This window comes from Paracoccus sp. Z118, from assembly GCF_019061185.1.
In the GTDB taxonomy this organism is placed as follows: domain Bacteria; phylum Pseudomonadota; class Alphaproteobacteria; order Rhodobacterales; family Rhodobacteraceae; genus Paracoccus.
The window spans coordinates 174,782-198,410 of record NZ_JAHQZU010000005.1; the positions used below are offsets into that span (position 1 = coordinate 174,782).

The 23,629-nt window shown below is 69.1% G+C and carries 21 protein-coding genes and 1 pseudogene; 9 read left to right on the forward strand and 13 right to left on the reverse strand.

Features of this window, described 5'->3' with window-relative positions; translation table 11 throughout:
• Positions 1 to 53: 53 nt before the first annotated feature.
• Positions 54 to 1,730 carry a nitrite reductase gene (locus tag KTN05_RS06170; protein WP_217328575.1) on the reverse strand — a complete coding sequence of 559 codons (1,677 nt, stop codon included), beginning with the start codon at positions 1,728 to 1,730 and terminating at the stop codon, positions 54 to 56.
• Positions 1,731 to 2,223: 493 nt separating this feature from the next.
• Here KTN05_RS06170 and KTN05_RS06175 point away from each other — a divergent pair, with 493 nt between their 5' ends.
• The 8 genes from KTN05_RS06175 to KTN05_RS06210 all read left to right on the forward strand — a co-directional run bounded on the left by KTN05_RS06175 (position 2,224) and on the right by KTN05_RS06210 (position 10,947).
• Positions 2,224 to 4,446 (forward strand): NosR/NirI family protein, encoded by a 2,223-nt coding sequence (locus tag KTN05_RS06175; RefSeq protein ID WP_254368015.1) that lies wholly within the window; start codon positions 2,224 to 2,226, stop codon positions 4,444 to 4,446.
• Between the two features lie 55 nt (positions 4,447 to 4,501).
• Positions 4,502 to 5,380, forward strand: a complete 879-nt coding sequence (locus KTN05_RS06180; protein ID WP_254368016.1) for an FAD:protein FMN transferase — start codon at positions 4,502 to 4,504, stop codon at positions 5,378 to 5,380.
• Positions 5,381 to 5,513: 133 nt separating this feature from the next.
• Positions 5,514 to 5,966 (forward strand): cytochrome c, encoded by a 453-nt coding sequence (locus KTN05_RS06185; RefSeq protein WP_217328509.1) that lies wholly within the window; start codon positions 5,514 to 5,516, stop codon positions 5,964 to 5,966.
• Between the two features lie 12 nt (positions 5,967 to 5,978).
• Positions 5,979 to 7,367, forward strand: coding sequence for a cbb3-type cytochrome c oxidase subunit I (locus tag KTN05_RS06190; RefSeq protein WP_217328510.1), 1,389 nt, complete (start codon positions 5,979 to 5,981; stop codon positions 7,365 to 7,367).
• A gap of 5 nt (positions 7,368 to 7,372) precedes the next feature.
• The gene (locus KTN05_RS06195) at positions 7,373 to 8,176 is read left to right on the forward strand and encodes a CbbQ/NirQ/NorQ/GpvN family protein (RefSeq protein WP_217328511.1); all 804 of its coding nucleotides are present in this window, start codon (positions 7,373 to 7,375) and stop codon (positions 8,174 to 8,176) included.
• 4 nt (positions 8,177 to 8,180) lie between these two features.
• Positions 8,181 to 10,127 (forward strand): nitric oxide reductase activation protein NorD, encoded by a 1,947-nt coding sequence (locus KTN05_RS06200; RefSeq protein ID WP_217328578.1) that lies wholly within the window; start codon positions 8,181 to 8,183, stop codon positions 10,125 to 10,127.
• The gene (locus tag KTN05_RS06205) at positions 10,124 to 10,687 is read left to right on the forward strand and encodes a cytochrome c oxidase subunit 3 (RefSeq protein WP_254368017.1); all 564 of its coding nucleotides are present in this window, start codon (positions 10,124 to 10,126) and stop codon (positions 10,685 to 10,687) included. Before KTN05_RS06200 ends, KTN05_RS06205 begins: the two co-directional genes overlap by 4 nt.
• A complete protein-coding gene (locus tag KTN05_RS06210) occupies positions 10,684 to 10,947 on the forward strand; it encodes a hypothetical protein (protein WP_217328512.1) in 264 nt (87 codons plus the stop codon). The genes KTN05_RS06205 and KTN05_RS06210 overlap by 4 nt, the downstream gene beginning before the upstream one ends.
• 4 nt (positions 10,948 to 10,951) lie before the next feature.
• On the opposite strand, the gene KTN05_RS06215 is transcribed toward KTN05_RS06210, so the two are convergent.
• The 11 genes and pseudogenes from KTN05_RS06215 to KTN05_RS06265 all read right to left on the reverse strand — a co-directional run bounded on the left by KTN05_RS06215 (position 10,952) and on the right by KTN05_RS06265 (position 19,993).
• The gene (locus KTN05_RS06215) at positions 10,952 to 11,650 is read right to left on the reverse strand and encodes a Crp/Fnr family transcriptional regulator (protein ID WP_217328513.1); all 699 of its coding nucleotides are present in this window, start codon (positions 11,648 to 11,650) and stop codon (positions 10,952 to 10,954) included.
• A gap of 190 nt (positions 11,651 to 11,840) precedes the next feature.
• Entirely contained in the window at positions 11,841 to 12,677 is an 837-nt protein-coding gene (locus tag KTN05_RS06220) for a ferredoxin--NADP reductase (protein WP_217328514.1), read from the reverse strand.
• A gap of 58 nt (positions 12,678 to 12,735) precedes the next feature.
• Positions 12,736 to 13,191 (reverse strand): DUF934 domain-containing protein, encoded by a 456-nt coding sequence (locus KTN05_RS06225; RefSeq protein WP_371823286.1) that lies wholly within the window; start codon positions 13,189 to 13,191, stop codon positions 12,736 to 12,738.
• A gap of 42 nt (positions 13,192 to 13,233) precedes the next feature.
• A pseudogene (locus tag KTN05_RS06230) lies at positions 13,234 to 13,989 on the reverse strand (phosphoadenylyl-sulfate reductase); the annotation flags it as partial.
• Complete coding sequence (locus KTN05_RS06235; protein ID WP_217328515.1) at positions 13,979 to 15,640, reverse strand: nitrite/sulfite reductase; 1,662 nt, start codon at positions 15,638 to 15,640, stop codon at positions 13,979 to 13,981. The gene KTN05_RS06235 and the pseudogene KTN05_RS06230, both read right to left, overlap by 11 nt.
• The gene (locus tag KTN05_RS06240) at positions 15,640 to 16,005 is read right to left on the reverse strand and encodes a DUF2849 domain-containing protein (protein WP_217328516.1); all 366 of its coding nucleotides are present in this window, start codon (positions 16,003 to 16,005) and stop codon (positions 15,640 to 15,642) included. The genes KTN05_RS06235 and KTN05_RS06240 overlap by 1 nt, the downstream gene beginning before the upstream one ends.
• Positions 16,006 to 16,134: 129 nt before the next feature.
• Complete coding sequence (locus KTN05_RS06245; protein WP_217328517.1) at positions 16,135 to 17,169, reverse strand: SAM-dependent methyltransferase; 1,035 nt, start codon at positions 17,167 to 17,169, stop codon at positions 16,135 to 16,137.
• 310 nt (positions 17,170 to 17,479) lie between these two features.
• Complete coding sequence (locus KTN05_RS06250) at positions 17,480 to 17,758, reverse strand: hypothetical protein (protein ID WP_217328518.1); 279 nt, start codon at positions 17,756 to 17,758, stop codon at positions 17,480 to 17,482.
• Positions 17,759 to 17,789: 31 nt separating this feature from the next.
• Entirely contained in the window at positions 17,790 to 17,990 is a 201-nt protein-coding gene (locus KTN05_RS06255) for a hypothetical protein (RefSeq protein ID WP_217328519.1), read from the reverse strand.
• Positions 17,987 to 18,301, reverse strand: coding sequence for a hypothetical protein (locus KTN05_RS06260; RefSeq protein WP_217328520.1), 315 nt, complete (start codon positions 18,299 to 18,301; stop codon positions 17,987 to 17,989). The genes KTN05_RS06255 and KTN05_RS06260 overlap by 4 nt, the downstream gene beginning before the upstream one ends.
• Before the next feature lie 192 nt (positions 18,302 to 18,493).
• A complete protein-coding gene (locus KTN05_RS06265; RefSeq protein ID WP_217328521.1) occupies positions 18,494 to 19,993 on the reverse strand; it encodes a catalase in 1,500 nt (499 codons plus the stop codon).
• A gap of 356 nt (positions 19,994 to 20,349) precedes the next feature.
• Here KTN05_RS06265 and KTN05_RS06270 point away from each other — a divergent pair, with 356 nt between their 5' ends.
• Positions 20,350 to 21,594, forward strand: a complete 1,245-nt coding sequence (locus tag KTN05_RS06270; protein ID WP_217328522.1) for a Zn-dependent hydrolase — start codon at positions 20,350 to 20,352, stop codon at positions 21,592 to 21,594.
• Positions 21,595 to 21,632: 38 nt separating this feature from the next.
• On the opposite strand, the gene KTN05_RS06275 is transcribed toward KTN05_RS06270, so the two are convergent.
• Positions 21,633 to 23,504: an FUSC family protein gene (locus tag KTN05_RS06275; protein WP_217328523.1), complete on the reverse strand. Its 1,872-nt coding sequence runs from the start codon at positions 23,502 to 23,504 to the stop codon at positions 21,633 to 21,635.
• Between the last annotated feature and the right edge of the window lie 125 nt (positions 23,505 to 23,629).

Genomic DNA, 23,629 nt, shown 5'->3' on the forward strand with positions numbered 1-23,629 from the left:
CTGGGGGAGGATGAAGGGGGCGCGGCCGCCCCCCTCGGGTTCACAGGACGCGATCAATACACGTCGTTCTGGGTATTGTAGACGTTGAACTTGCCGGTCGGGGTGATCAGCCGCTGGTCCTTGATGACGTGCTTGAGCTCCAGCGTCGCGTCGTCGATCACGACGATCGCCGATTCCTGGTCGGCGCCGTTCCAGACCGAGAACCAGATCTCTGTCCCGTCCTTGTTGAACTCGCCCTGCACGACGCGCGGCTGGCCTTCGGTGATCTCGGCCATCTCGGCGATGTTCAGGGTGATGATCTCGGGGTCGGACCCGTCGCCCGGCATGTTGTCGATGTCGAACACCGCGACCGAGCCCGACACCGCCGCATCCGGGTTCAGCGTCGCATCCACATAGAGGTAATGCGAGTTCGGGTGCGTCTTGACGAACAGCGAGCCGCCGCCGAGCGCCGGGAAGCTGTCCACGATCTGCCAGGCGTTGTCCGCGTGGCCTTCCGGGTCGGTGCCGATCAGCGCCACCGATTCGTCGCCGAGGTGCGAGGTCGCCCAGACCGGCCCGAAGGTCGGGTGGACGAAGTTCGCGCCGCGGCCCGGATGCGGGGTCTCGCCGCCGGTGTCGGTGATCGCCGCCAGCTTGCCTTCCTTGGTGTCGATGACCACCAGCTTGCCGCGCGCGTTCGCTGCCGTGATGAAGTAGCGCTTGGACGCGTCCAGACCGCCGTCATGCAGGAAGCGTTCGGCCTCGATCTCGGTGATCTTCAGGTTCTTGAGGTCGGTATAGTCCACCAGATGGATCTTGCCGGTCTCCTTGATGTTGACGAGGAACTCGGGCCGGTAGTGCGACCCAAGGATCGCGGCTACGCGGGGTTCCGGGTGGTAGGTCTGCTCGTCATAGATGTTGCCGCGGGTCGAGACGATCTTCAACGGCTCCAGCGTGGCGCCGTCCATGATGACGTATTGCGGCGGCCAGTAGGCCCCGGCGATCGCGTAGCGATCCTCCCAGCCTTCCATCTTGGACGTCTCGACCGAGCGCGCCTCGGCGCCGATCTTGATCGTGGCGACGATCGAGGGATCTTCCATCCACAGGTCGATCATGTCCACCTTGGCGTCGCGGCCGATCACCATCAGATAGCGGCCCGAGGCCGACATCCGGCTGATGTGGACGGCGTAGCCGGTGTCGAGAACCTTCTTCAGCTCGTAGGTGCCGCCGTCGATCAGGGCGATCTGGCCCGCGTCGCGCAGCGTGACCGAGAACAGGTTTTCCAGGTCCCAGTCGTTCATCTTCTCGGTGGGCCGGTCCTCCGGCGGGACGATGACCTGCCAGGTCTCGCGCATCTCGGGCATGCCGAATTCCGGCGGGCTGGCCGGCTCCTGCAGCAGGTAGTTCGCCATCAGCGTCACCTGCTCATCGGTCATCTGGCCCGAGGTGCCCCAGTTCGGCATCCCCGCGGGCGAGCCGTAGGTGATGAAGCTGTGGAGATAGTCGAAGCCCAGCTCGCGCGTCAGGTCGGGCGTCAGCGCCTTGCCGGTCGCGCCGGTACGCAGCACGCCGTGGCAGCCCGCGCAGCGTTCGAAGTAGATGGTGTTGGCCTCGTCGAACTCGGCCTGGGTCATGGCCGGGATGCCCTCGGGGGCGCCGGGGACCGGGATCTGTTCCTGCGCCAGCGTGGTCAGCGACGGTTCATACTGGTCCTGCGGCCGGGTGGTGTGATCCGTGACCTCGGATTCCATCGCCTTCTGCTCTTCGGTGGGCAGCGAGGCGCCCTCCGAGCGCGGGCCGACCTCGACCGGGGTTTCCGGGCCGGCGATCGGGCCCGAGACCGCGTTCAGATCGACCGCTGCCGGGGTGCCGGCGGCATCGCGGGCGGTGGTGGCGTCGGCGGCGGTGGCGTCGGCGGCGGGCGCGGGGGCCGCGTCGGTCGCAGGGGCGGCGGGTGCCTCGGCAGCCGGGGCTTCGGCCGGAGCGGCGGTCTGCGCGAACGCCGCAGCCCCGGTTCCAAGCACAAGCGCCAGTGCCGCAGACGCCAGGAGCGACGTCCTGGCCGTATGGGCTGGGGTTTTCATCGCGGTTATCTCCAATCGCTTTGTTAAGCAGCCTGACCTTCCAGGATCGGCGCCAGCCGTTCCTTGACTTAGGTTAAGGCGAACCCAACCATGAGAGGAAACAAATTGTCGCACCATTCGTGATTCCAAAGCGCTAAAGGGGCGTCATCGCATCGAAAACATGATCTTTCCGATTCGTTCCCGGCCGGTAATTGCATTGCGTCACCTGATCGCGGCGTTGGCGCTTGCCATTTTCGCGGCGGCGTTGATGCCCGGCCCGGTTGCGGCGCAGGGCCGCGGCGAGTCCGGCGATGCCGCGGCCGTCGCCCTGACCCAAGCGGCGGCGGCGGCCCTGTTCGGGGTGACGGATGGCGACTCCGTGCGCCTTCAGCGGCAGCAGGGGCCGGTCCCCTCGTGGGAGGCGCGGGCGGATGGCCGCCCGCTGGGGCTGATCGGCTCGACATGGGAGCTTGCCGGTTCGACCGGCTATTCGGGGCGGCCGCTGGACGTGCTGGTCGCGGTGACGCCCGATGGCGTGATCGCCGGGGCGCAGCTGGTCCGCCACAACGAGCCGGTGCTGACGCTGGGCATCTCGGACGCGGACATCGCCGCCTATGTGGACGGGTTCCGGGGCTTCGACCTCGCCAATCGCGCCGGCGGGACGCTGGACGCGCAGGCGGGGGTGCCGGACGTGATCTCGCGCGCGACCGTCACGACCGGGGTGATCCGCGACGGCATCCTGCGCACCGCCCGCATCCTGTCGGCGGCGCAGGGCGTCGGCGGCGGCGGCCAGGGGATCGACCGCGTCCGGTTCGAGCCGGCTGACTGGGCCGCGCTGCTTGACATGGGCGCGCTGACGCATCTGCGCGTCAGCATGGCCGAGGCCGCGCAGGCGTTCGAGGGTGCGCGGCGTCCGGTGACGCCATCGGACGCGCCGTTCTTCGAGATGTGGACCGGCCTTGTGGACACGCCGACCGTCGGCGCCAACCTGCTGGGCCAGCAGGCGCTGACCGAGGCCGCGGCGGCCCTTGCCCCGGACGAGGCGTTGCTCGCGATCCTGTCGCAGGGCGTCCACTCGCATCGCGGCACCGGCGTGCGGCAATCGGGCGTGTTCGAGCGCATCGCCATCACGCAGGGCGGGACGAGCATCGTCCCCACCGCCGAATCGCTCATTCCGGTCGGTCCGCTCGCCCCCGAAGACGCGCCCGAGCTGAAGGAGCGCAGCCTGTTCCGCATCCCCGCCGATCCCGCGCAGGGCGGCATCGACGTGACGCAGCCATTCTTCGTCACCGTCACCGCCACCCGAGAGGCCGCGGACGGCGGCACCCTGACCCTGCCGATGACCGCCGAGGTGAGCCTGCCCGAGGCGTTCCGCCTTGCCCCGCCGCCCGAGCCGGTGCCGCTGTGGCAGGAGTTCTGGGTGCAGAAACAGCAGCAGATCGCCGTCGTGGGCGTGATGCTGGGCATCCTCGGGCTGATCCTGTTCGGGCAGGAATGGCTGGTGCGCCGCCCCCTCGTGTGGCGGCGGGTGCGGCTGGTCTATCTGGCGACGACGCTGGTCGTGCTGGGCTGGGGCCTCGGGGCGCAGCTGTCCATCGTGCAGGTGGTCGCGTTCGTCCATGCCCTGCTCGCCGGGTTCCGGTGGGAGACGTTCCTGATCGCGCCGCTGATCTTCGTGCTGTGGTCGGCGGTCGCGCTGGGAATGCTGTTCTGGGGCAGGGGCGTCTTCTGCGGCTGGCTGTGCCCGTTCGGCGCGTTGCAGGAACTGACCAACGTCGCCGCGCAGCGGCTGGGCGTGCGCCAGATCGCCGTGCCGCAGGCGCTGCACGAGCGGTTGTGGGTCATCAAATACACGCTGTTCGTCGCCATCATCGCGCTGTCCTTCTATTCGATGAAGCAGGCGCTGATTCTGGCCGAGGTGGAGCCGTTCAAGACCGCGATCTCGATGCGCTTCATGCGGGCCTGGCCGTTCGTGCTGTATGCCCTGCTGCTGCTGGGCGCGGGGCTGTTCATCGAGCGGTTCTTCTGCCGCTATATCTGCCCGCTCGGCGCGGGGCTGGCGCTGCCCGCCAAGCTCAAGGTGTTCGACTGGCTCAAGCGCCGGCCCCAATGCGGGCGCGAGTGCCGGTTGTGCGAGACGCGCTGCCCGATGGGCGCGATCGACCCGCTGGGGCGGATCAACGCCAATGAATGCGTGATGTGCCTGCGCTGCCAGGTCATCATGAACGATCCCGACACCTGCCCGGTGCTCAAGCGCCGGGTGCGGGGATCGGCCCCGCCGCCGCCCGCGCCGCCGCCGGTGTCGCGCAATCAGGTTCCGGCGGGCGCCCATGCCGCAGGCGCAGGCGAGCCGACCCCCTCGGCCCAGCCCCCCGCATTCCAGGCCCGGCAGGTGACGCAATGAGTTCCCCGACCATCCATCGCGCCGGACGGCGCCCCAACCCGCGCGAGGCATTGGCATGATCGCTCGCCGCCGCTTCCTCGCCCTCGCCGCCTGCGCGCTGGCCGCCCCCGCCGCTGCCGCGCAGCCGGCGCATCTGTGGCGCGGGACCGCGCTCGGCGCGGATGTCACCCTGCGCGTCGAGGGCGGCAGCACCCGCGCCGCCCGCGCCTTCTTCGCCGAAGCGGCCCGCGCCCTGCGCTCGGTCGAGGCGCGGTTCTCGCTGTTCCGCGGCTCGGACCTGATGCGGCTGAACGCGATGGGCCATTTGCCGCACCCCTCGGCCGAAATGCTGGCGGTGCTGGACCTTGCCGGGCAGGTGCATGACGCGACCGGCGGCGCGTTCGATCCGACCGTGCAGCCGCTGTGGCAGGCCCGGCGCAGGGGCGAGGATGAGGCCGCCGCCCGCGCCCTGACGGGCTGGGCCGACGTGCGGATCGCGCGGGACGGGATCCGCCTGCTGCGACCCGGCATGGCGCTGACGCTGAACGGCATCGCCCAGGGACATGCCGCCGACCGGCTGGCGGACATCGCCCGCGCCCACGACCTCGGCGACGTGCTGATCGACGCGGGCGAGACCCGCGCCCTCGGCCCGCGCGGCTGGCATGCGGCGATCGACGCGCCCGGCGGCGAAAGGCTGCGCGAGCTGACCCTGCGGGACGCGGCGCTGGCGACCTCGGCCCCTTTCGGCACACGGATCGGGCCGGACGGCGACCGCCCGCATATCCTGTCGCCGGGCGGCGGCCCGCCGCGCTGGTCTGTCGTTTCGGTCAGCGCCCCGCAGGCCGCCCTGGCCGATGCGCTGTCCACGGCGTTCTGCGTGATGGACCGCGCGGCCATCGACGGCGCATTGTCGGCATTCCCGCACGCACGGGTAGTATGCCTCACTTCCCTGTGATAGCGTTTCCCTGCCGGACAGGGACAAATGCAATTCCGAGCCAAGTGATCAACTTTTGACTTTCGTTAAGGCTCCGGGTTTGCGGGTGAACTAGGTCTGGGCGCACTTGAAACCGCTCGAAGGGATCGCCGCCATGCGCGACGTCATGACCAAGAGCATGGCCCGCAACGTCTTTTACGGCGGGTCATTGTTCTTCATCTTAATCTTCCTCGCGTTGACCGCCCACAGCCATATCTATGCGAAGAACGTGTCAACGGACGACGCAGGGCTGACCGACAGCGTCGCCGCGGGAAAGCACATCTGGGAACAGCGCAGCTGCATCAACTGCCACACGATGCTGGGCGAGGGTTCGTATTTCGCGCCCGAACTGGGCAACGTGATGCGGCGCTGGGGGGTGCAGGATGACCCGGAAGCGGCGATGGACGTGCTGAAGGGCTGGATGGACGCGATGCCGTCGGGGATCGAGGGCCGCCGCCAGATGCCGGCGTTCAACCTGACCGACGAGGAATACCGCGCGCTTGCCGACTTCTTCCTGTGGACCGGCCGCATCAACACCCAGAACTGGCCGCCGAACGATGCCGGCTGAGGGGGACAGATCATGAAATATCAATCACAACGCATCGCCTACACCTATTTCGGCTGCGCGCTGGCGCTTTTCGCGCTGCAGGTCACGTTCGGCCTGATGATGGGCTATATCTATGTCCAGCCGAACTGGCTGTCCGAGATCCTGCCCTTCAACATCATCCGCATGCTGCACACCAACTCGCTGATCGTGTGGCTGCTGCTGGGCTTCTTCGGCTCGGCCTACTACCTGGTCCCCGAAGAGGCCGAGCGCGAGATCCACTCGCCCATGCTGGCCTATCTTCAGCTGCTGATCCTCGTCGTCGGCACGCTGGGCGCGGTGGTGACGTATATCTTCAACTTCTTCCAGGGCAGCTATCTGCTGGGCACCCAGGGGCGCGAGTTCCTCGAGCAGCCCACCTGGGTCAAGGTCGGCATCGCGGTCGCCGCGGTGATCTTCCTCTATAACGTCACGCTGACCGTGCTGCGCGGGCGCAAGACCGCGATTTCCAACGTGCTGCTGCTGGGCCTCTGGGGGCTGGCGGTGCTGTGGCTGTTCGCCTTCTACAACCCGGTCAACCTGGTGCTGGACAAGCTCTACTGGTGGTATGTCGTCCATCTGTGGGTCGAGGGCGTCTGGGAACTCATCATGGCCGCGATCCTGGCCTTCCTGATGCTGAAGCTGACGGGGGTGGACCGCGAGGTCGTGGAAAAATGGCTGTATGTCATCGTCGCCACGGCGCTGTTCTCGGGTATCCTCGGGACCGGGCACCACTACTACTGGATCGGCCTGCCGGCCTACTGGCAGTGGATCGGCTCGATCTTCTCCAGCTTCGAGATCGTGCCCTTCTTCGCGATGATGGCCTTCGCCTTCGTGATGGTCTGGAAGGGCCGGCGCGATCACCCGAACAAGGCCGCCCTGCTGTGGAGCCTCGGCTGCACCGTGCTGGCGTTCTTCGGCGCCGGGATCTGGGGCTTCCTGCACACGCTGCACGGGGTGAACTACTACACCCATGGCACGCAGATCACGGCGGCGCACGGCCACCTGGCCTTCTACGGCGCCTATGTCTGCCTCGTGCTGGCGATCGTCACCTATGCGCTGCCGATCATGCGGGGCCGCGATCCCTATAACCAGGTGCTGAACATGGCCTCGTTCTGGCTGATGTCCGGTGGGATGCTGTTCATGACCTTCACGCTCACCTTCGCCGGAACGGTCCAGACGCATCTTCAGCGGGTGAACGGCGAAGCCTATATGGACGTGCAGGACCAGCTGGGCATCTTCTACTGGATGCGCTTCGGCTCGGGCGTGGCGGTCGTGGTGGGCGCGCTGCTGTTCATCTACTCGGTCGCCGTCGTGCGGCGCGAGGTCGTGACGCCCGGCCCGGTGCAAGCCCACAAGGACGGCCATATCGAGCCTGCGGAGTAAGCGGAATGAACGCATATGCAAAACTGAAGGGGGCCGAAGCCCCCTTCTACCTTCCCCAGAGCGATGAAGTCGCCGTGTTCGAGGCGGCGGCGAAGAACGACCTGCCGGTGCTGCTGAAAGGCCCGACGGGCTGCGGCAAGACCCGCTTCGTCGGCCATATGGCGGCGCGGCTGGGTCGCCCGCTTTACACCGTCGCCTGTCATGACGACCTGTCTGCGGCCGACCTGATCGGGCGCTATCTGCTCAAGGGCGGGGAGACCGTCTGGGTGGACGGGCCGCTGACCCGCGCGGTGCGCGAAGGCGCGATCTGCTATCTCGACGAGGTGGTCGAGGCGCGCAAGGACGTGACCGTCGTCCTGCATCCGCTGACCGACGACCGCCGCATCCTGCCCATCGACCGCACCGGCGAGGAACTGGAGGCGGCGCCGGGCTTCATGCTGGTCGCCAGCTACAACCCCGGTTACCAGAACATCCTGAAGACGCTGAAGCCGTCCACCCGCCAGCGTTTCGTGGCGTTGGAGTTCGACTTCCCCGGCCGCGAACAGGAAACCGCCATCGTGGTGCAGGAAAGCGGGCTGGACGAATCCCGCGCCTCGCTGCTGGTGCGTCTGGCGGGCAAGCTGCGGGCGCTGAAGGGGCAGGATCTGGAGGAGGGGGTTTCCACCCGCCTTGTCGTCTACGCCGCGATCCTGATCGCCGGCGGGATGCCGATCAACCGCGCCATCACCGCGGCCATGATCGAGCCGCTGACCGATGACGCCGACGTCAAGCGCGGCCTCGCCGATCTGGTCGTGGCGGTTCTGGGCTGATCCGATGTCCGCTTGGCGCGAAATCGAACCGTGGGAGCCCGAGGAAACCGTCGGCAAGCTGTGGCACGGCTGGGCCTCGGGCTTCGACGCCCTGCCGATGCACGAGGATGCCCGCGTCGAACTGACCGAGGTCGCGGGCCGTCTGGCGGTGCTGTTCCGGGGCCTTGGCGGCGATCACTCGGTCGAGTTCCGCTCGAACGCCGACCGGGTCAGCCGCCACCGGCTGTCGTGGCGGCGCAAGCTGGGCACCGTCGTCGAGGCGATCCCGCAGGCCAGCTTCGACGGCGCGATCCTGCGGATGCCCGCCTCGCTGGCGCTGCTGCCTACGCCCGAAGCGAACGGGGCGCTGTATCTGTGGCTGGCCGCCGCAGCCGCCCACGCGGCCGGCGGGCGGGTCGAGGATGACCCGCTGCGCCGCGATCTCGCCCGCCTGATCGCCGCCCGCGCGACGGTCGAGGCGACGCTGGAGTCCGCGCCCGGCATGACCGGTCTCTATCACGAGCTTTCATCGCTGATGCTGGCCACCCGGCCCGTCTCGCGGCTGCCCGCGAACGAGGCGGCGGTCGAGGCGCTGGCCCGCGCCCTGCTGGGCGATCCCGCGCCGCTGCCCCCCCGCGCCGAGGAGATGCTGGCGGCCATCGAATCCGGCGACCTGTCCGGGATCGCCGCGCCATCCGGCTATCGCCCCATGCGCCCGGTCGTGCTGTGGCCCGATCTGGAAGGCGATGCCGCGTCGGAGGCGACCCGCGTCGAGACGCGCGACACCGAGGGCACGCCCGAGGAATCCACCGCCGGTGAAAAGACCGTCCGCGCCCGCCGCCGCAAGGCCGACGCCGCCGACCGCCGCGACAGCCTGATCCTGCACAAGTTCGAGGCGATCCTCAGCTGGGCCGAGTTCCTCAACCTCAACCGCCGGGTCGAGGATGACGACGACGACAGTGCCCGCAAAGCACTGGACGATCAGGACGAACTCGGCCTCGGCCAGATCAGCAAGGCCCCGGCGACGCGGCTGAAGCTGCATCTGGACCTTTCCCCCGAGGACGTGGACCGCGAGGCGATTTCCGGCGTCCATGTCTATCCCGAATGGGAAGCCCGCAGCGGCACCTATCTGCGTGACCATGTGCGGGTGCTGGACAGCACGCCCGAACCGACCCCCGGCGAGGAGGCCGCGCCCTTCGACGAGGCCGCCCGCCGCCGCATCCGCGCCGTCCGCCAGCGGTTCGAGGCGCTGCGCCCCGGCCGGGTCACCACCACCGGCCACCGCGACGGGGATGAGCTTGACCTTGAACTGACCGTCCGCTCGCAGGTGGGGCTTGTCACCAGCGGGCAGGGCTCCGACCGCATCTGGCGGCAGACCCGTCCCGAGGCGCGCGACCTGGCGGTGTCGATCCTGCTGGACGTGTCCCGTTCCACCGAAAGCGCGGTCACCGGCCGCGCCGTCATCGATATCGAGCGCGAGGCGCTGGCCGCGCTCGCCTGGGGGCTGGACGGGCTGGGCGACGCGGTGTCGGTGCAGGCGTTCTCCTCGCTCAAGCGCGACCGGGTGTTCGTGCGGACCTGCAAGACCTTCGACGAGCCGATGAGCGCGGCGGTCGAGGCCCGCATCGCGGCGCTGCGGCCGATCTTCTACACCCGGCTGGGCGCGGGCATCCGGCATGTGTCCAAGGGGCTGTCCACGCAGGCCCGCCGTCGGCGGCTGCTGCTGGTCATCACCGACGGCAAGCCGAACGATCTGGATCACTACGAGGGTCGCCACGGGATCGAGGACAGCGCCATGGCCGTGCGCGAGGCGCGGCGGGCCGGTCACGCCGTCTTCGGGATCACCGTGGACCGCGACGGCAAGTCATGGTTCCCGCGCATCTTCGGGCAGGGCGGCTTTGCGCTGGTGCCCCATCCCGACAAGCTGCCCGAGACGCTGCCCTCGATCTACCGCCAGTTGGTCGGCGCATGACGGAGGAACGGACATCCCCCGCGCCCGCATGGGCGAGCCTGCCCGGCGAGCTGATCATGTGGGTGCTGATCGTCAGCGAACTCGCGGTCTTCGGCGCGGGGCTGCTGATCTTCCTCATCATCCGGCTGGGCGATCCCGAAGGGTTCGCCGCCTCGCAGGACCAGCTGCACCGCGTTTCGGCGGCGATCAACACGGCGGTTCTGGTGACCTCCGGCTGGTTCGCCGCCCGCGCCGCGCGTGACGCCGAACACGGGCGGACGGGGCCCACACGGGTGAACCTCGGACTCGCCGGGCTGCTGGGGATCGTGTTCCTGGTGCTGAAAGGCTGGGAATACGCCGACGCCGCCGCCAACGGGCTGGGCTTCGAGGCGCACACGTTCTTCACCTTCTACTGGCTGTTGACCGGATTTCACGCCGCCCATGTGATCTTCGGCGTCGGTATCCTCGCGCTGGTGGCGATCCGCGCCCGCGCCGACCATGTGGAGGCCGGAGCGCAGTTCTGGCACATGGTCGATCTCGTCTGGGTCATCCTGTTCCCCATCATATACCTGCTGCGATGAACGATCCCCTGACCAGAGCCTGGGCGAGCCTGATCGGGCTGAGCGCGATTTCCGCAGTGATCGCGCAGTTGCTGCCGGGCTTCGACGCGCTGGCGCTGAAGCTCGCCTCGGTCGCGATCCTGCTGATCGGCTGGGCGAAGGCGCGGGTGATCCTGTCCACCTATCTGGGGCTGGACGCGGTGCCGCCGATCCGGCGCGGCTTCGGGGTGGTGCTGGGGTTTTTCATGGCGGCGGCGCTCGCGCTTTATCTGCTCGCCTGAGCGGTCACTTCATCCACGCCTTGCCGGGGTCCTCGGCGGCAAGCGCGCGCAGCTTGCCGACATCCTCGATATGGGCGACGTTCGCCTCCATCCGCACGCCGTAGCTGCGCAGGCGGTTGAACGCGCGCGAGAGGCTTTCGGGCTTCATCCCCAGCCGCCCGGCGATCAGCGCCTTGTTGTAGGGCATCAGCACCTCGCAAGCCCCCTCGCGGCAGAGGGCGAGATCGGCCAGGAATTCCGCCACCCGCTGCACGCCCGAGCGGGCCTTGAGCTGTTCGACCTGAGCCACCAGCGATTGCAGATGGACGAAGGTCCCGGCCAGAATCGCGGTGGCGAGCGCCGGGTTCTCGTGCATCTGCTGGCGCAGCCGGGCGCCGTCGATGCGGACCAGCACCGCGTCGGTGATCGCCTCGGCCGACACGGGGTAGGGCGCGCCGCGCAGGGCCACCGCCTCGCCGAAGCTGCGGCCGCGGGTCATCACGCTGACCACCGCCTCGGCCCCGCTGGGCGCGACGCGGTAAAGCTTCACCCAGCCGTCGGCGACGATATAGACCGCAGCCGCCTCGTCCCCCTGAACGAACACGGTGGCGCCGCTCGTGAACCGAGCGATCTGCGCGCCCGAAAGGATGCGCTGCTGCATTTCCGGCGGAAGCCCGGACAGCAGCGCGGCTTCGCGGGCGATCCGCAGATACGACTCTGGCATGGGCTGTCCTGCGGCAACGGCGAAAATCGGTTCCGCAGCTTACTTGCTTCGGAAGGGGAGGGGAATGGCACGCCGGCTGCGAACCGCACGGCCTTATCCGTGCCGGGGGGCTGCGCCAGCAGTTGTCGTGATATGAAAACGGGCCCCAAAAGAGATCGGTCGAGCCCTTCCTCGTGAGGCTGTCAGGCCCTCAGCCCACGAACGCCTTTTCCACCACATAGTGCTGCGGATCGGAGTTCGCGCCTTCCTCAAGCCCGAAACCTTCCAGCACGCCCTTGATGTCGATGTTGAAATCCAGCGAGCCGCAGACCATCGCCCGGTCGGTTTCCGGCGCGATCCGCTCCACGCCCAGATCGCGCTGCGCCTCGCCCGAGCGCAGCAGGTCGGTGATCCGGCCCATCTTGCCGCTCTCTTCGCGCGTGGTGGTGGGATAGTAGCGCAGCTTGTCGCCGATCAACTCGCCGATCAGCGGATCGTCCGGCAGCGCCTCGACGATCTCGCGGCCATAGGCCAGCTCGGCCACAGTGCGGCAGGTATGGGTGACGATGACCTGCTCGAACTTCTCCCACGTCTCGGGCTCGCGCAGGAGCGAGGCGAAGGGGGCAAAGCCCGTGCCGGTGGCGAACAGCCACAGCCGCTTGCCGGGCAGCAGCGCGTCATGGACCAGCGTGCCCACGGGCTTGGGGCGCAGGATGATCTGGTCGCCCGGCTTGATGTGCTGAAGGCGCGAGGTCAGCGGGCCGTCCTGCACCTTGATCGAATAGAATTCCAGTTCGTCGTCCCAGGCGGGCGAGGCGATGGAATAGGCGCGCAGGACCGGCTTGATGCGGCCCTTCTCGTCCGGCTCGCCGGGCAGGCCGATCATCACGAACTCGCCCGAGCGGAACCGCAGGCTGGCAGGCCGCTTGCAGCGGAACGAAAACAGCCAGTCCGTCCAGTGCTTCACCGCCGTCACCTCGACCCCGTCGGGCAGGGCGGGGGTGACGGGTTCGGCGGCTTGCGGCTTCGCGGCGGTCATCTGGTTCATGGGAAAATCCTTGCGGCGGCTGCCGCATCTCTGAATGGGGAAAGGAAAAGCGGGGCTGTCAGCCCCGCAGCCGCGCCTGATAGTCGTGCGCCATCCAGTTGGCGCGGGCGAGCCACTGGTCCTCGGGCTGGCGGGCGGCGAGCGTGTCGCTGACCTCGACCTCGTCGAAGCCGGCGCGGCGGGCCATCGCATACTGGTCGGCGATCAGGCCGCGGGCGCGAAGGCGGCCCTGATAACCCATCTCGCGCAGGCGCTTGGCGATGGTGAAGCCGCGCCCGTCCGCGAAGCTGGGGAAGTCCACGCGGATGATCCGGGTGTCGTCCAGACGGCCCGAAAGCTCGGCCGGATCGGCGGTCGAGGGCAGGTCCAGCGCAGCCGCGGGCGCCTCGTTCAGGTTGGCGAGCGGCTCGAACGGGGCGTTCCAGTCGTCGGCGCGGAAGCCGTCGTCGCGGGCGATCCGGTGGCCGGCGGGCGGGGCGCTTTCGGTTTTCGCTTCGGGCATGGTCTCGGTCATCGTGTCGGCTTTCGTCTGAATGGTCGTTTCGGCGGCCTGCGGAACCGGCCCGCGCACCGCGCGCCCGTTCACGAAGTGGATGCCGCATTCCTGCTTGCTCTGCCCGCGCCAGCGCCCGGCGCGGGGGTCTTCGCCCGCGGCGACCGGCGTGGTGCAGGGGGCGCAGCCGATGGAGAGGTAGCCCTTCGCCACCAGCGGGTGCCGGGGCAGAGCGTTATTCTCCATGTAGTCGCGCACGTCCTCGGGCCGCCAATGGGCCAGCGGATTGACCTTGAGGCGCGGCCCGTCGGGTTCGAAGAACTCCAGCGCGGCGCGGGTGCCGGCCTGAAAGCGCTTGCGGCCGGTGATCCACGCGGCAAACGGCGCGAGCGCCTGTTCCAGCGGCTGCACCTTGCGGACGGCGCAGCAGGCGTCGCTGTCGCGCAGGTAGAGGGCGCCGGACGGGTCAGCGGCGGACAGGGCCGCCGCTTCGGGACGGATCAGGCGGATGTCGGTAAGGCCGAGCCGATCCGCCAGTTCCTGCTGATAGGCCAGCGTCTCGGGGAACAGCATTCCGGTTTCCAGGAACAGCACCGGCCGCCGCCGGTCCATGACCGACAGCATGTGCAGCAGCACGACCGATTCCGCCCCGAAGGACGACACCAGCGCGATGGCGCCGACTCCGGGATCGTCCAGCGCCCGGCTCATCACCGCGAAGGCGGAGTGGTGGCGATAGGCGGCGTTCAGCGCCGCCGCACGGCCGACCAGTTCCGGCGTGGATGCCGCCGCTGCGTCGAGCGGGGCGAGATCACGCGGCATCCGACACGTTCCCCTGATCGTAGAGCGCGGCCTTGAAGGGCGCCATCCCGAGCCGGCGGTAGGTGTCGATGAACGGCTCGTCCGCGCCCTCGCGCAGTTCCAGATAGGCGTCGATCAGCCGCTCGACGGCGGGCACGATGCGGTCAGCGGGGAAGCCGGGGCCGGTGCGCTCGCCAATCGCGGCGCGTTCGGTGTGATCGCCGCCCAGCGTGATCTGATAGTTCTCGACCCCGGCGCGGTCCAGCCCGAGGATGCCGATATGGCCGACATGGTGGTGCCCGCAGGCGTTGATGCAGCCCGAGATCTTGATCTTGAGCGGGCCGACCTCGGCCTCGCGCTCCTCCAGCGTCAGGGCGATGGCTTGCGCGACCGGGATCGAGCGGGCGGTGGCCAGCGTGCAGTAGTCCATGCCGGGGCAGGCGATGATGTCCGAGGCCAGCCCGATATTCGCCGTGGCCAGCCCGTGTTCCTTCAGCACGGCATGCAGCGCGGGCAGGGCGTCGCGCGGAACATGGGGGATGACGACGTTCTGTTCGTGACTGATCCGCAGCTCGCCATAGCCATGCGCGTCGGCCAGATCGGCGAGCGCCCGCATCTGCGTCGCGCTGCAATCGCCGGGCGTCGCGCCATGCGCCTTCAGCGAGACGGTGACGATGGCGTGGTCGGCGCGGCGATGGGCGGTCAGGTTGGTGTCGGCCCAGGCGCGGAACACCGGATCGGCGGCCCGCGCGGCCTCATAGGCGGCCGCATCGCCGCCCCGGAACTCGGGCGGGGCGAATTGCGCCTCGATGGCGGCCAGCACCTGCTGGTCGGCGCCCGAGAAGGCGGCACGGCGGGCGGGGAACTCGGCTTCCACGGCGTCGCGGAAGGCTTCCAGCCCGTTTTCCAGCACGGTGATCTTGAGCCGCGCCTTGAACTTGTTGTCGCGCCGCCCGGCGGCGTTGTAGGCGGCGAGGATCGCCTCGATATAGGGCAGCAGGTCCGCTTTGGGCAGGAAGTCGCGGATGGTCTTGCCGATCAGCGGGGTGCGGCCGAGGCCGCCGCCGACCATCACCTCGAACCCCGGCTCTCCGTCCCGTTCGACCATCCGCAAGCCGATATCGTGCGAGCGGGTCACGGCCCGGTCGTTGGGCGAGCCGGTAATGCCGATCTTGAACTTGCGCGGCAGGAACTGGAACTCGCCGTGGTCGGTGGACCACTGCCGCAGCAGTTCGGCGATGGGGCGCGGGTCCGCGATCTCGTCGGCGGCGGCGCCGGCGAAATGGTCTGCGGTCACGTTGCGGATCGTGTTGCCCGAGGTCTGGATCGCGTGGATGCCCACCGTTTCCAGGTGGTCCATCATGTCGGGGATATCGACCAACTTCGGCCAGTTGAACTGGATGTTCTGCCGCGTCGTGAAATGGCCGTAACCCCGGTCCCATTTCTCGGCCACGTAGGCCAGCCCCCGCATCTGCTCGGACCTGAGCGTGCCGTAGGGGATCGCCACGCGGAACATATAGGCGTGGAGTTGCAGATAGACGCCGTTCATCAGCCGCAGCGGGCGGAACTCCTCCTCGGTCAGCGAGCCGTCCAGCCGCCGCGCGACCTGGGCGCGGAACTGGGCGGTGCGTTCGGCCAGGAAGGCGCGGTCGAAATCGTTATACTGATACATCAGAGGGCTCCTTCGACTTCGGCTTCGCGGTGCGTCATGATCGGCTTGGGCGTCGCGGGCGCGGGCGGCGCGCGGCGGTGGTCGGGGCGGTTTGACGGGCCGGAGGCGCGGAACGCCTCGCGGAAATGGGTCGGGATCGGGCCGGTCGGGCCCTTGGCGGCGTCGGCCAGATAGGGGCCGACGACCTCGTGCAGCCGCGCTTCGGCCTCCAGCAGGCGAAGCTGGGCATGGGCCTCGTCCTCGATCAGCTCGGCCTGGGACAGGTCGCGGACCCATTCGCCGCTCGCGGACAGGTAAACGACGTCCCCGACGCCGAGGTGATTGGCGGTGACGATTTTGGGCGTGAAGGATGGACGGCGGCTCATCGGGTGAACTCCGGGAAACAGGTATGGGACTATACGGGGGGCCGGGATGCGGCCGGAATCGTCTGGGTCAGCGACAACAGCGCTGGCGGAAACTGCAGGCCCGGTCGCGGCTATGCAGGATCGTCATCGTCACGCCTCCTCCAGGGCAGCGGGCTGGCGCTGCGGACCGGCCGAGGCGATGCCGGGGATCACCCCGAAGGCGATGCCGGCGGCGGTCAGCGCCGCCGTGTCCCCGTCGAGTCCCCCGGAGGACGCCGGATCGCCGGTCTGAAGCCGGACCACCAGCGCGCCCTGGCGGGCCTCGCGGATCATCAGCGCCGAAGCGTCGTCGCGGCTGATCGTCGGGCCATCCGCTGCCTCCGCGACGGCGATCAGGATCGCCTCGCGCCGGGCGAGTTCGAGGATCTCGGGCGAAACCGAGGCGTCGTGGATCACCACGTCCGCCCGGTCCAGCGCCGCGCGGGCCTTGAGCGTCAGCAGCTCGGCATCGCCCGGACCTGCGCCGACGATCTCGACCCGCCCCTTGCGGGGGCCTTCGTTCAGGTGACGGTCCAGCAGCGAAGCCAGGGTGTCGTCCAGATCGGCGCCGGTATCGGCGGCGCGGGGGCCCGCGCTCTCGAACCACTCGCCCCAGAAGCGGCGGCGCGGCTCACCCATGCGCAGCGCTTCGGCCCGGCCCCGGAACGAACGCGCGGTGCGGGTCAGAAGGCCGAGCGTCGGGGACAGCCGTTCTTCAAGTTCCGCCTTGATGCGGCGGGCCAGAACGGGGGCCGCGCCCTCGGTGCCGATGGCGACGACGACCGGGCTGCGGTCCACCATCGCCGGGGTGATGAACTGCGAGCGGGCGAGGTCGTCCACGATGTTCACCAGCGCGCCATCCGCGCTCATGATCTGAAGGGCGCGTTCGTCCTGCTCCTCGGCCTCGTGCGCGCCGTAAGCCAGCACGCAGCCTTTCGCGTCGCCCGGCTCGACCCGGCGGCGGATCAGGCGCAGGCGGCCCTCGGCCTCCCACGCCACGATCTCGGGCGCGGGGTCCTCGGCGGCGACGGTGATCTGCGCCTCGGTCTTCAGCAGCAGCCGCAGCTTGGCGATCGCCGCCTCGCCGCCGCCGGCCAGCAGCACGGACTTGCCACGGGTGCGAACGAAGATGGGAAAATGATCCATCGGGGGCCTCCATGCCGCGCCGCAGGGTGCGCTTGAGGATATATAGAACATTCTTCCCCGAAATTGGCAGGGGGGCGGGCAAAAAGGCATCTGCTTCCTTCCGTCGCACCTTCAGGCGAGACGGATTTCCACGAACCCCATGCGGGACGGACGGAGGTTCGGAAAACCCCGCCTGGGCGGGACGTTTCTCATCCGGGGTGGGGCTGCCTGCGCCCCGTATCCACCCGAATCTTCAGGCGCTTGCGGCCCGAAATGAACGCGGCCCCGCTTGGGGGGCCGCATCGCAGGCTGTTCTGCTGGAATACGCGGGTCAGCCGTTGTCCTGATCCTCGGGGTGGCCGGAGTTCTTGTGGTGGCGGCTCTCCTGATGCTCGCCGCGCACCGCCGGATCGCCGTCGTCGCTGGCCAGCGGCGTGGGATCGCGCGGCAGGTCCGTTTCGGTGATCCGGTCGCGGACGTCCTTTGAGGCGTTCAGATAGGGACGCGGATCGAAATCCTTGTCCGCGTTGCTGGTGTCCACGCGCCCTTCGATGATCTGGCGCTGCTGCTGGTGGGTCTTGTCGCCCTGACGGGTCTTGTCATCGCTCATCGCGGGATCTCCTTTCGATTGCGGGGCGGGGCTACTTGTTCTCGCGGCCCCGCTGGTTCGGATCGACGCCGCCTTCGGGCGTGGTGTCGTTCATCACGTCGCCTTCGAAGGTGTTCTCGCCGTCGAGTTCGCGGTCGGTCCCGGTCGCGCCTTTCGAGCTGCCGATCCCCGGATCGTTCCGCAGGTCGGCGTCGGACGGGGTCTTCGTCTTCGGATGCTTGCTGCTGGTCATTGCTCGTTCTCCCTTGTGCCGGAGGCAGGCGGGCTGGAGGCAGGCCGCTCGTCCGCCAGCTTCTCGCGGTCCACGTCGCCCGCCGCGCCCGCGCCGGGGGCGTGGCTGGCGACATGCTCGTGGCCCTGCTCGTTCTTGACGTGCCGGGAATCGAGGCCCCGCTGTTCCGAATGGCGCGAGGTGTCGCGGTTGGACAGGGCCTCGCTGGGCAGCGTGGCGTCGGGCTCCAGCGGGCTCATCCCGCCCGAGCCGTCGCCCTTGCCCTGATCCTGCTGGCCCGCACCGAATTTCTTGCTGCTTGCGTTTGCCATGATGGCTCCCCTGCTTGGTCCCGCGATCGCGCGGCGTTCGGGGGTCAACGAACGGGTGGGCCGCGCCGTTCCCGCAAATACGCTCACGGCGGCGGCAGGGGATGTGAGCGCCGGGCGTCCGCCGCCTGCCGGGAAATGAAAAACGCGGGCCGAAGCCCGCGTTTTCCGATGGGTGTGCGAAGAGGGAAGGCCTCAGGCCTCGCCCATGCCCTCGGCCGGCTGCGGGGCCGAGCCAGAGCGGACCTTTTCCTCGATCCGGCGGCCGACCTCGGGATCGACCGACTTCCAGTAGTCGAAGGCGCGGCTCAGCACCGGCTCGCGCACGCCGCCCGACAGGCTGCCTGCGACGGTGTCCACCAGCGCGTCGCGCTGCGCGTCGTCCATCACCTCGCGCACGAGGGTGCCGGGCTGGCTGAAGTCGTCATCGTCGGGGCGCAGCGTGTAGGCGCTGCGGACCATCGCGCCGTCGGCTTCCCAGCCGTCATGGACCGGGCCGGTCTCGTCCGACCAGCTGCGGCCCTCGCTGTTGGGCGCATAGGTCGCCGCCGCGCCGGAATGCAGATAGGGCATCGGGCCGTCGAACTGATAGGTATTCACCGGCACCTTCGGCTGGTTCACCGGCAGTTGGTGGAAGTTCGCGCCGATCCGGTTCCGCTGCGCGTCGTTATAGGCGAAGGCGCGGCCCAGCAGCATCTTGTCGGGCGACAGGCCGATCCCCGGCACGGTGTTCCCCGGCGAGAACGCCGCCTGCTCGATCTGCGCGTGGAAGTTTTCCGGGTTGCGGTTCAGCGTCATCGTGCCGACCGGGATCAGCGGGTAATCCGCGTGGGGCCAGGTCTTGGTCAGGTCGAACGGGTTGATGCGGTAGGTCCGGCCTTCTTCGTAGGGCATGACCTGAACCGACAGCTTCCATTTCGGGAAGTCGCCCTTTTCGATCGCGGCGAAGAGGTCGCGGCGGTGGAAGTCCGAATCCGAGCCGGACATGGCCGAGGCTTCCTCGTTCGAGAAGAACTTCATGCCCTGCTGGGTGTGGAAGTGATACTTCACCCAGAAGCGGTCGCCGGCCTCGTTCACCCACATATAGGTGTGCGAGCCGTAGCCGTTCATGTTGCGCCAGGTGCGCGGCAGGCCGCGCTGGCCCATCAGATACGTCACCTGATGCGCGCTTTCGGGGTTGTGGGTCCAGAAGTCCCACTGCATGTGGTTGTCGCGCAGCCCGCTGGCCGGCAGACGCCGCTGGCTGCGGATGAAATGCGGGAACTTCATCGGGTCGCGGACGAAGAAGACCGGGGTGTTGTTGCCCACGAGGTCGTAGTTGCCCTCGGAGGTGTAGAACTTCAGGCTGAAGCCGCGCACGTCGCGCCAGGTGTCCGGGCTGCCCTGCTCGCCGGCGACGGTCGAGAAGCGGATCAGCAGCTCGGTCTGCTCGCCCTTCTGGAACAGCGCGGCCTTGGTGTATTTCGACACGTCCTCGGTCGTCTCGAAGGTGCCGAAGGCGCCGGCGCCCTTGGCGTGGGGCAGACGCTCGATGACCTTCTCGCGGTTGAAATGGGCCATCTGCTCGAGGAAATGCACGTCGTGCAGGACGATGGGGCCGTCCTGGCCGATGGTCAGGCTGTTGCGGTCGCTGACCGCGGGCGCGCCCGTGGACATGGTGGAGGGGTATTTGCTCTTGCCGTCTTGGGTGGCCATCGAGGCTTCCTTTCCTGTGCGTGGCTGACCTGCGCCGAAGCGGGCGGTCAGCAGTGAACCGTATCCGTCCCGCGAAGCGCCGCCCGTCGGCGGGGGGCAATGACCCGCGCCCCGACGATGCAGCAGGAGGCTGCGGCGGGGGCGAGAGCCTCGCTTTCGGCGTCGGAGCATGTCTAGCGTTTTGGTCGGGAGTGGCAAGACCTCGGGGCCGGTTTCGGCGCAGGTCAGCGGCGTGCCCGCGGGGCAGGGCGCGCGGGCCCGGCATAACCGCCCCTCTGCCGTTCATAAGTTGCGGTTATTTGTGCGAAGCCCCCGCGTGCGCCAACCTCGGGCCGCACCGCATGCGAGGACGCGAGATGAGCCTTTCCCCCGACGCCCGCGTCGATCTGACGCGCTTCTGGTCCACCATCGAACGCTCGGCCGAGATCGGGCAGGGGCGGCCCGGCGGGCTGTCGCGGCTGACGCTGACCGATGCCGACCGCGAGATGCGGGACGTCTTCCGGGGCTGGTGCGAGGAGGCCGGGCTGACGGTGGAAATCGACGCGATGGGCTCGATCTTCGGGCGGCGGGACGGAACGGACAGCGGCCTGCCGCCGATCCTGATCGGCAGCCATCTGGACACGCAGGTGAATGGCGGACGCTTCGACGGGATCGCGGGGGTGCTGGCCGGGCTGGAGGTCGTGCGCAGCCTGAACGACGCGGGCCACGTCACCCGCCGCCCCATCGAGGTGGTGAACTGGACCAACGAGGAAGGCGCGCGCTTCTCGCCGCCGATGGTCGCCTCGGGCGTGTTCGTCGGGGCCTATGACCTCGGCTGGGCGCATGACCTGATGGCCGAGGACGGCGCGCGCTTCGGCGACGAGCTGGCGCGGATCGGCTATGATGGCCCGCGTCCCTGCCGCGCAGGCGAGATCGACGCCTATTTCGAACTGCATATCGAGCAGGGGCCGATCCTCGATCTTGAAAAGCGGCAGGTCGGCGTCGTCACCGGCGGTTATCCCAGCCACGGGATGCGGGTGACGTTCCGCGGCCGCACCGCCCATACCGGGCCGACGCCGATGGACCTGCGCCACAACGCGCTGATCGCCGGGGCGCGCTGGCTGACGGCGGTGGACGATATCGGCTGGGAATTTGCCGTGCATGACGGCAAGGCCACCGGCTCGCGCCTCGCCGCGTGGCCGAACAAGGCGGGCATCCTGTCCGAGACGGCGGAATGTGTCGCAGATGTGCGCCACCCCGATCCCGCTACCGCCCGCGTGATGGCCGAAAGGATGCGCCGCGCCGCCCATGCCGCCGCCGCGATGGCCGGCTGTGGGATCGAGATCGAGGACGAATGGACCTGGGGCGGCGACATCTTCGACGCCGAACTGGTCGATCTGGTCCGGGACGAGGCGGTGCGGCAGGGCTGGAACTGGCGCGACATCCAGTCGCAGGCGGGGCACGACGCCTATTTCCTTGCCCGGCACTGCGCGGCGGCGATGATCTTCACCCCCTGCCGGGGCGGGATCACCCACAACAACGAGGAAAGCTGCGAACCCGAGGATTTCCGCGCCGGGCTGAACATGCTGCTGCACGCCGTGGTGCGCCGCGCGGACCGCTGAACGGAAAAGGCGCGCCGCAAAGGCGCGGCATGTGGCGGTCAGGAAGTCACGGTGGAGACCTGCTCCGCCGCCTGCCGCATCAGCCGCGCATCCTCGGCCGGAAGGCGCAGCGCCAGCCGGGACAGGGCCGAGGCCGCGCGGGGCGGGTTGATCTGGATGCGGGCCAGCCGCTCCAGCGTCAGCCGCGCGGCGCGTCGGGCGGACGGCGAGAGGCCCGGCGATTGCAGCAGTTCATGGCAGCGCATCACCGCGCGGCCGAGGGTGAGGAACGCAAGGCTCGCCGTCAGCGCCCGGTCCTCGGCCCGCGCGAGCCGGTCCGAGGAGCGCACCAGCCGCAGCGCCCGGTGATAGAGCCGCGCCTGCCAGACCCGGCGGTGATCCAGCGCCCGCGGGCTGCGGGCGATGTCGGTCAGATCGCGCAGCATCATCGCCAGCAGATGCGCCTGCCGCCGTTGCAGGTCGATGGGAAAGATCAGCCGGTATCCGGCCCACGCGGCCAGCGGCCCGAACAGCACCGCCAGACCCTTGGCGGCCATGTCCGCAAGCTCTCCGGTCAGCGGGAATCCGGGTTGCAGCATCAGCAGCAGGATCAGGTTGTAATCCATCGCCGCGATCACCGTCGCCCGGTGCGAGACCAGCAGCGGCCCCAGCAGGATGAAGGGGAAGGTCAGCAGGATCTGCTGCAACCCGCTTTGCGCGAAAGGCCACAGCAGCGACCAGCAGACCAGCGCCCCGATGACGCCCAGCACCTGCCCGGCGAAAATGTGGCGCATGGTGTGGGCCGGGTTCTCGAAGGTCGAGAAGACCGAGATCATCACCGACAGCCCCAGCAGCGCGAAGGGCCAGGCCTCCCACCCCGTCACCAGCCACAGCACGCCGAACAGCAGCATCAGCCCGCCGGCCCGAAGCCCGGCATGGCCGGCGCCGATGGGGTCGCGGTGCAGCACGGCGGGGCGCGAGGTGCGCCGGACAAGCTCGCGCAGCGTGGGCGCGTTGCCCCGGTCCCAGTCCCGCAGAGCCCCGGCGAGGCGGCGCAGGTTCTCCGGCAGACGCGACTCCGCGTCGCCGTCCTCGGGCGTTTCCATCAGCAGGGCGGCCTCGTCCATGTCGCCGCGCTCCAGCGCGTCGGCGGCGCGGGACAGCAGGACGGCGCGGGCGGGCCGGGTGGCGCCGCCTTCGCCGACCCGCCACAGCAGCAGCGGCACGGCGGCCAGCAGCACCGCCCGCGTGGTCCGCACCTGACTGCGCGAACGCAGCGAGCCCGCCGCCTGCGGGTCCAGCGCGTCATCGACGGCGGCAAGACGGGACAGCAGCGCCCGCTCTCCTCCCTCCGCCGCGCCGGGACCTGCGATGTGGCGCAGAAGATCGGCGAGCAGCGCCCGCACGCGGCCGCGCAATTCGGCGGCATCGGTGCGCGGCGCAAAGGCCCAGCCCGCCAGCGTCGCGACCACGACCCCGGTCAGCACCGTCGCCAGCCGGTCGGCGCCCAGATGGAGCACCTGATCCGGATGCGCGGTATCCAGCAGCGCCACCATCGAGGCCGAATAGCCGGCCAGCACCGTGCCATAGGCCACCAGCCCGCGCTGAAGGTTCCCGATCCAGGTGCAGGTCCCGACCCAGAGGGCAAGCCCGGTGACGAGGATCGCCGGGTGGACCTGCATTCCCAGGACCAGCAGCACCCCTATGATCGTGCCGCTGACCGTCCCGGCGAAGCGGAAGAAGCTTTTCTCCAGCAGCAGGCCGCGCGTGGGCTGCGCGGCGGCCCAGACGGACATGCCCGCCCATTGCGGATGCTCCAGCCCCATCGCCCAGGCGATCACCAGCGCGAGGCAGCAGGCGAGCGCGGTGCGGAAGGCAAAGCCAAGCCGCGCCAGATCGAAGCCCCGTGCCGCAAGCGCGCCTGCCGTCATGTCCTTGTCTCCGCATCGCCGCCCGCCCGCGCGTCGCCTGAAGCATGGCCTCGGATCGTGCCTCGTCAAGACAAGCCGGCGGGGGAGGGGAGGATAATCACTGGCCCCGCCCGATGCGAGGGTGG

What these genes read in the sequence shown, in the direction of transcription:
- KTN05_RS06225 (WP_371823286.1), bottom strand. Translation starts at nt 13,191, where the DNA reads ATGACCGAGACCATGCCCGAAGCGAAAACCGAAAGCGCCCCGCCCGCC.
- KTN05_RS06265 (WP_217328521.1), bottom strand. Translation starts at nt 19,993, where the DNA reads ATGGCCACCCAAGACGGCAAGAGCAAATACCCCTCCACCATGTCCACG.
- KTN05_RS06170 (WP_217328575.1), bottom strand. Translation starts at nt 1,730, where the DNA reads ATGGAATCCGAGGTCACGGATCACACCACCCGGCCGCAGGACCAGTAT.
- KTN05_RS06195 (WP_217328511.1), top strand. Translation starts at nt 7,373, where the DNA reads ATGAACGCATATGCAAAACTGAAGGGGGCCGAAGCCCCCTTCTACCTT.
- KTN05_RS06255 (WP_217328519.1), bottom strand. Translation starts at nt 17,990, where the DNA reads ATGACCAGCAGCAAGCATCCGAAGACGAAGACCCCGTCCGACGCCGAC.
- KTN05_RS06180 (WP_254368016.1), top strand. Translation starts at nt 4,502, where the DNA reads ATGATCGCTCGCCGCCGCTTCCTCGCCCTCGCCGCCTGCGCGCTGGCC.
- KTN05_RS06220 (WP_217328514.1), bottom strand. Translation starts at nt 12,677, where the DNA reads ATGAACCAGATGACCGCCGCGAAGCCGCAAGCCGCCGAACCCGTCACC.
- KTN05_RS06185 (WP_217328509.1), top strand. Translation starts at nt 5,514, where the DNA reads ATGCGCGACGTCATGACCAAGAGCATGGCCCGCAACGTCTTTTACGGC.
- KTN05_RS06275 (WP_217328523.1), bottom strand. Translation starts at nt 23,504, where the DNA reads ATGACGGCAGGCGCGCTTGCGGCACGGGGCTTCGATCTGGCGCGGCTT.
- KTN05_RS06235 (WP_217328515.1), bottom strand. Translation starts at nt 15,640, where the DNA reads ATGTATCAGTATAACGATTTCGACCGCGCCTTCCTGGCCGAACGCACC.
- KTN05_RS06205 (WP_254368017.1), top strand. Translation starts at nt 10,124, where the DNA reads ATGACGGAGGAACGGACATCCCCCGCGCCCGCATGGGCGAGCCTGCCC.
- KTN05_RS06250 (WP_217328518.1), bottom strand. Translation starts at nt 17,758, where the DNA reads ATGAGCGATGACAAGACCCGTCAGGGCGACAAGACCCACCAGCAGCAG.
- KTN05_RS06215 (WP_217328513.1), bottom strand. Translation starts at nt 11,650, where the DNA reads ATGCCAGAGTCGTATCTGCGGATCGCCCGCGAAGCCGCGCTGCTGTCC.
- KTN05_RS06175 (WP_254368015.1), top strand. Translation starts at nt 2,224, where the DNA reads ATGATCTTTCCGATTCGTTCCCGGCCGGTAATTGCATTGCGTCACCTG.
- KTN05_RS06190 (WP_217328510.1), top strand. Translation starts at nt 5,979, where the DNA reads ATGAAATATCAATCACAACGCATCGCCTACACCTATTTCGGCTGCGCG.
- KTN05_RS06210 (WP_217328512.1), top strand. Translation starts at nt 10,684, where the DNA reads ATGAACGATCCCCTGACCAGAGCCTGGGCGAGCCTGATCGGGCTGAGC.
- KTN05_RS06200 (WP_217328578.1), top strand. Translation starts at nt 8,181, where the DNA reads ATGTCCGCTTGGCGCGAAATCGAACCGTGGGAGCCCGAGGAAACCGTC.
- KTN05_RS06240 (WP_217328516.1), bottom strand. Translation starts at nt 16,005, where the DNA reads ATGAGCCGCCGTCCATCCTTCACGCCCAAAATCGTCACCGCCAATCAC.
- KTN05_RS06270 (WP_217328522.1), top strand. Translation starts at nt 20,350, where the DNA reads ATGAGCCTTTCCCCCGACGCCCGCGTCGATCTGACGCGCTTCTGGTCC.
- KTN05_RS06260 (WP_217328520.1), bottom strand. Translation starts at nt 18,301, where the DNA reads ATGGCAAACGCAAGCAGCAAGAAATTCGGTGCGGGCCAGCAGGATCAG.
- KTN05_RS06245 (WP_217328517.1), bottom strand. Translation starts at nt 17,169, where the DNA reads ATGGATCATTTTCCCATCTTCGTTCGCACCCGTGGCAAGTCCGTGCTG.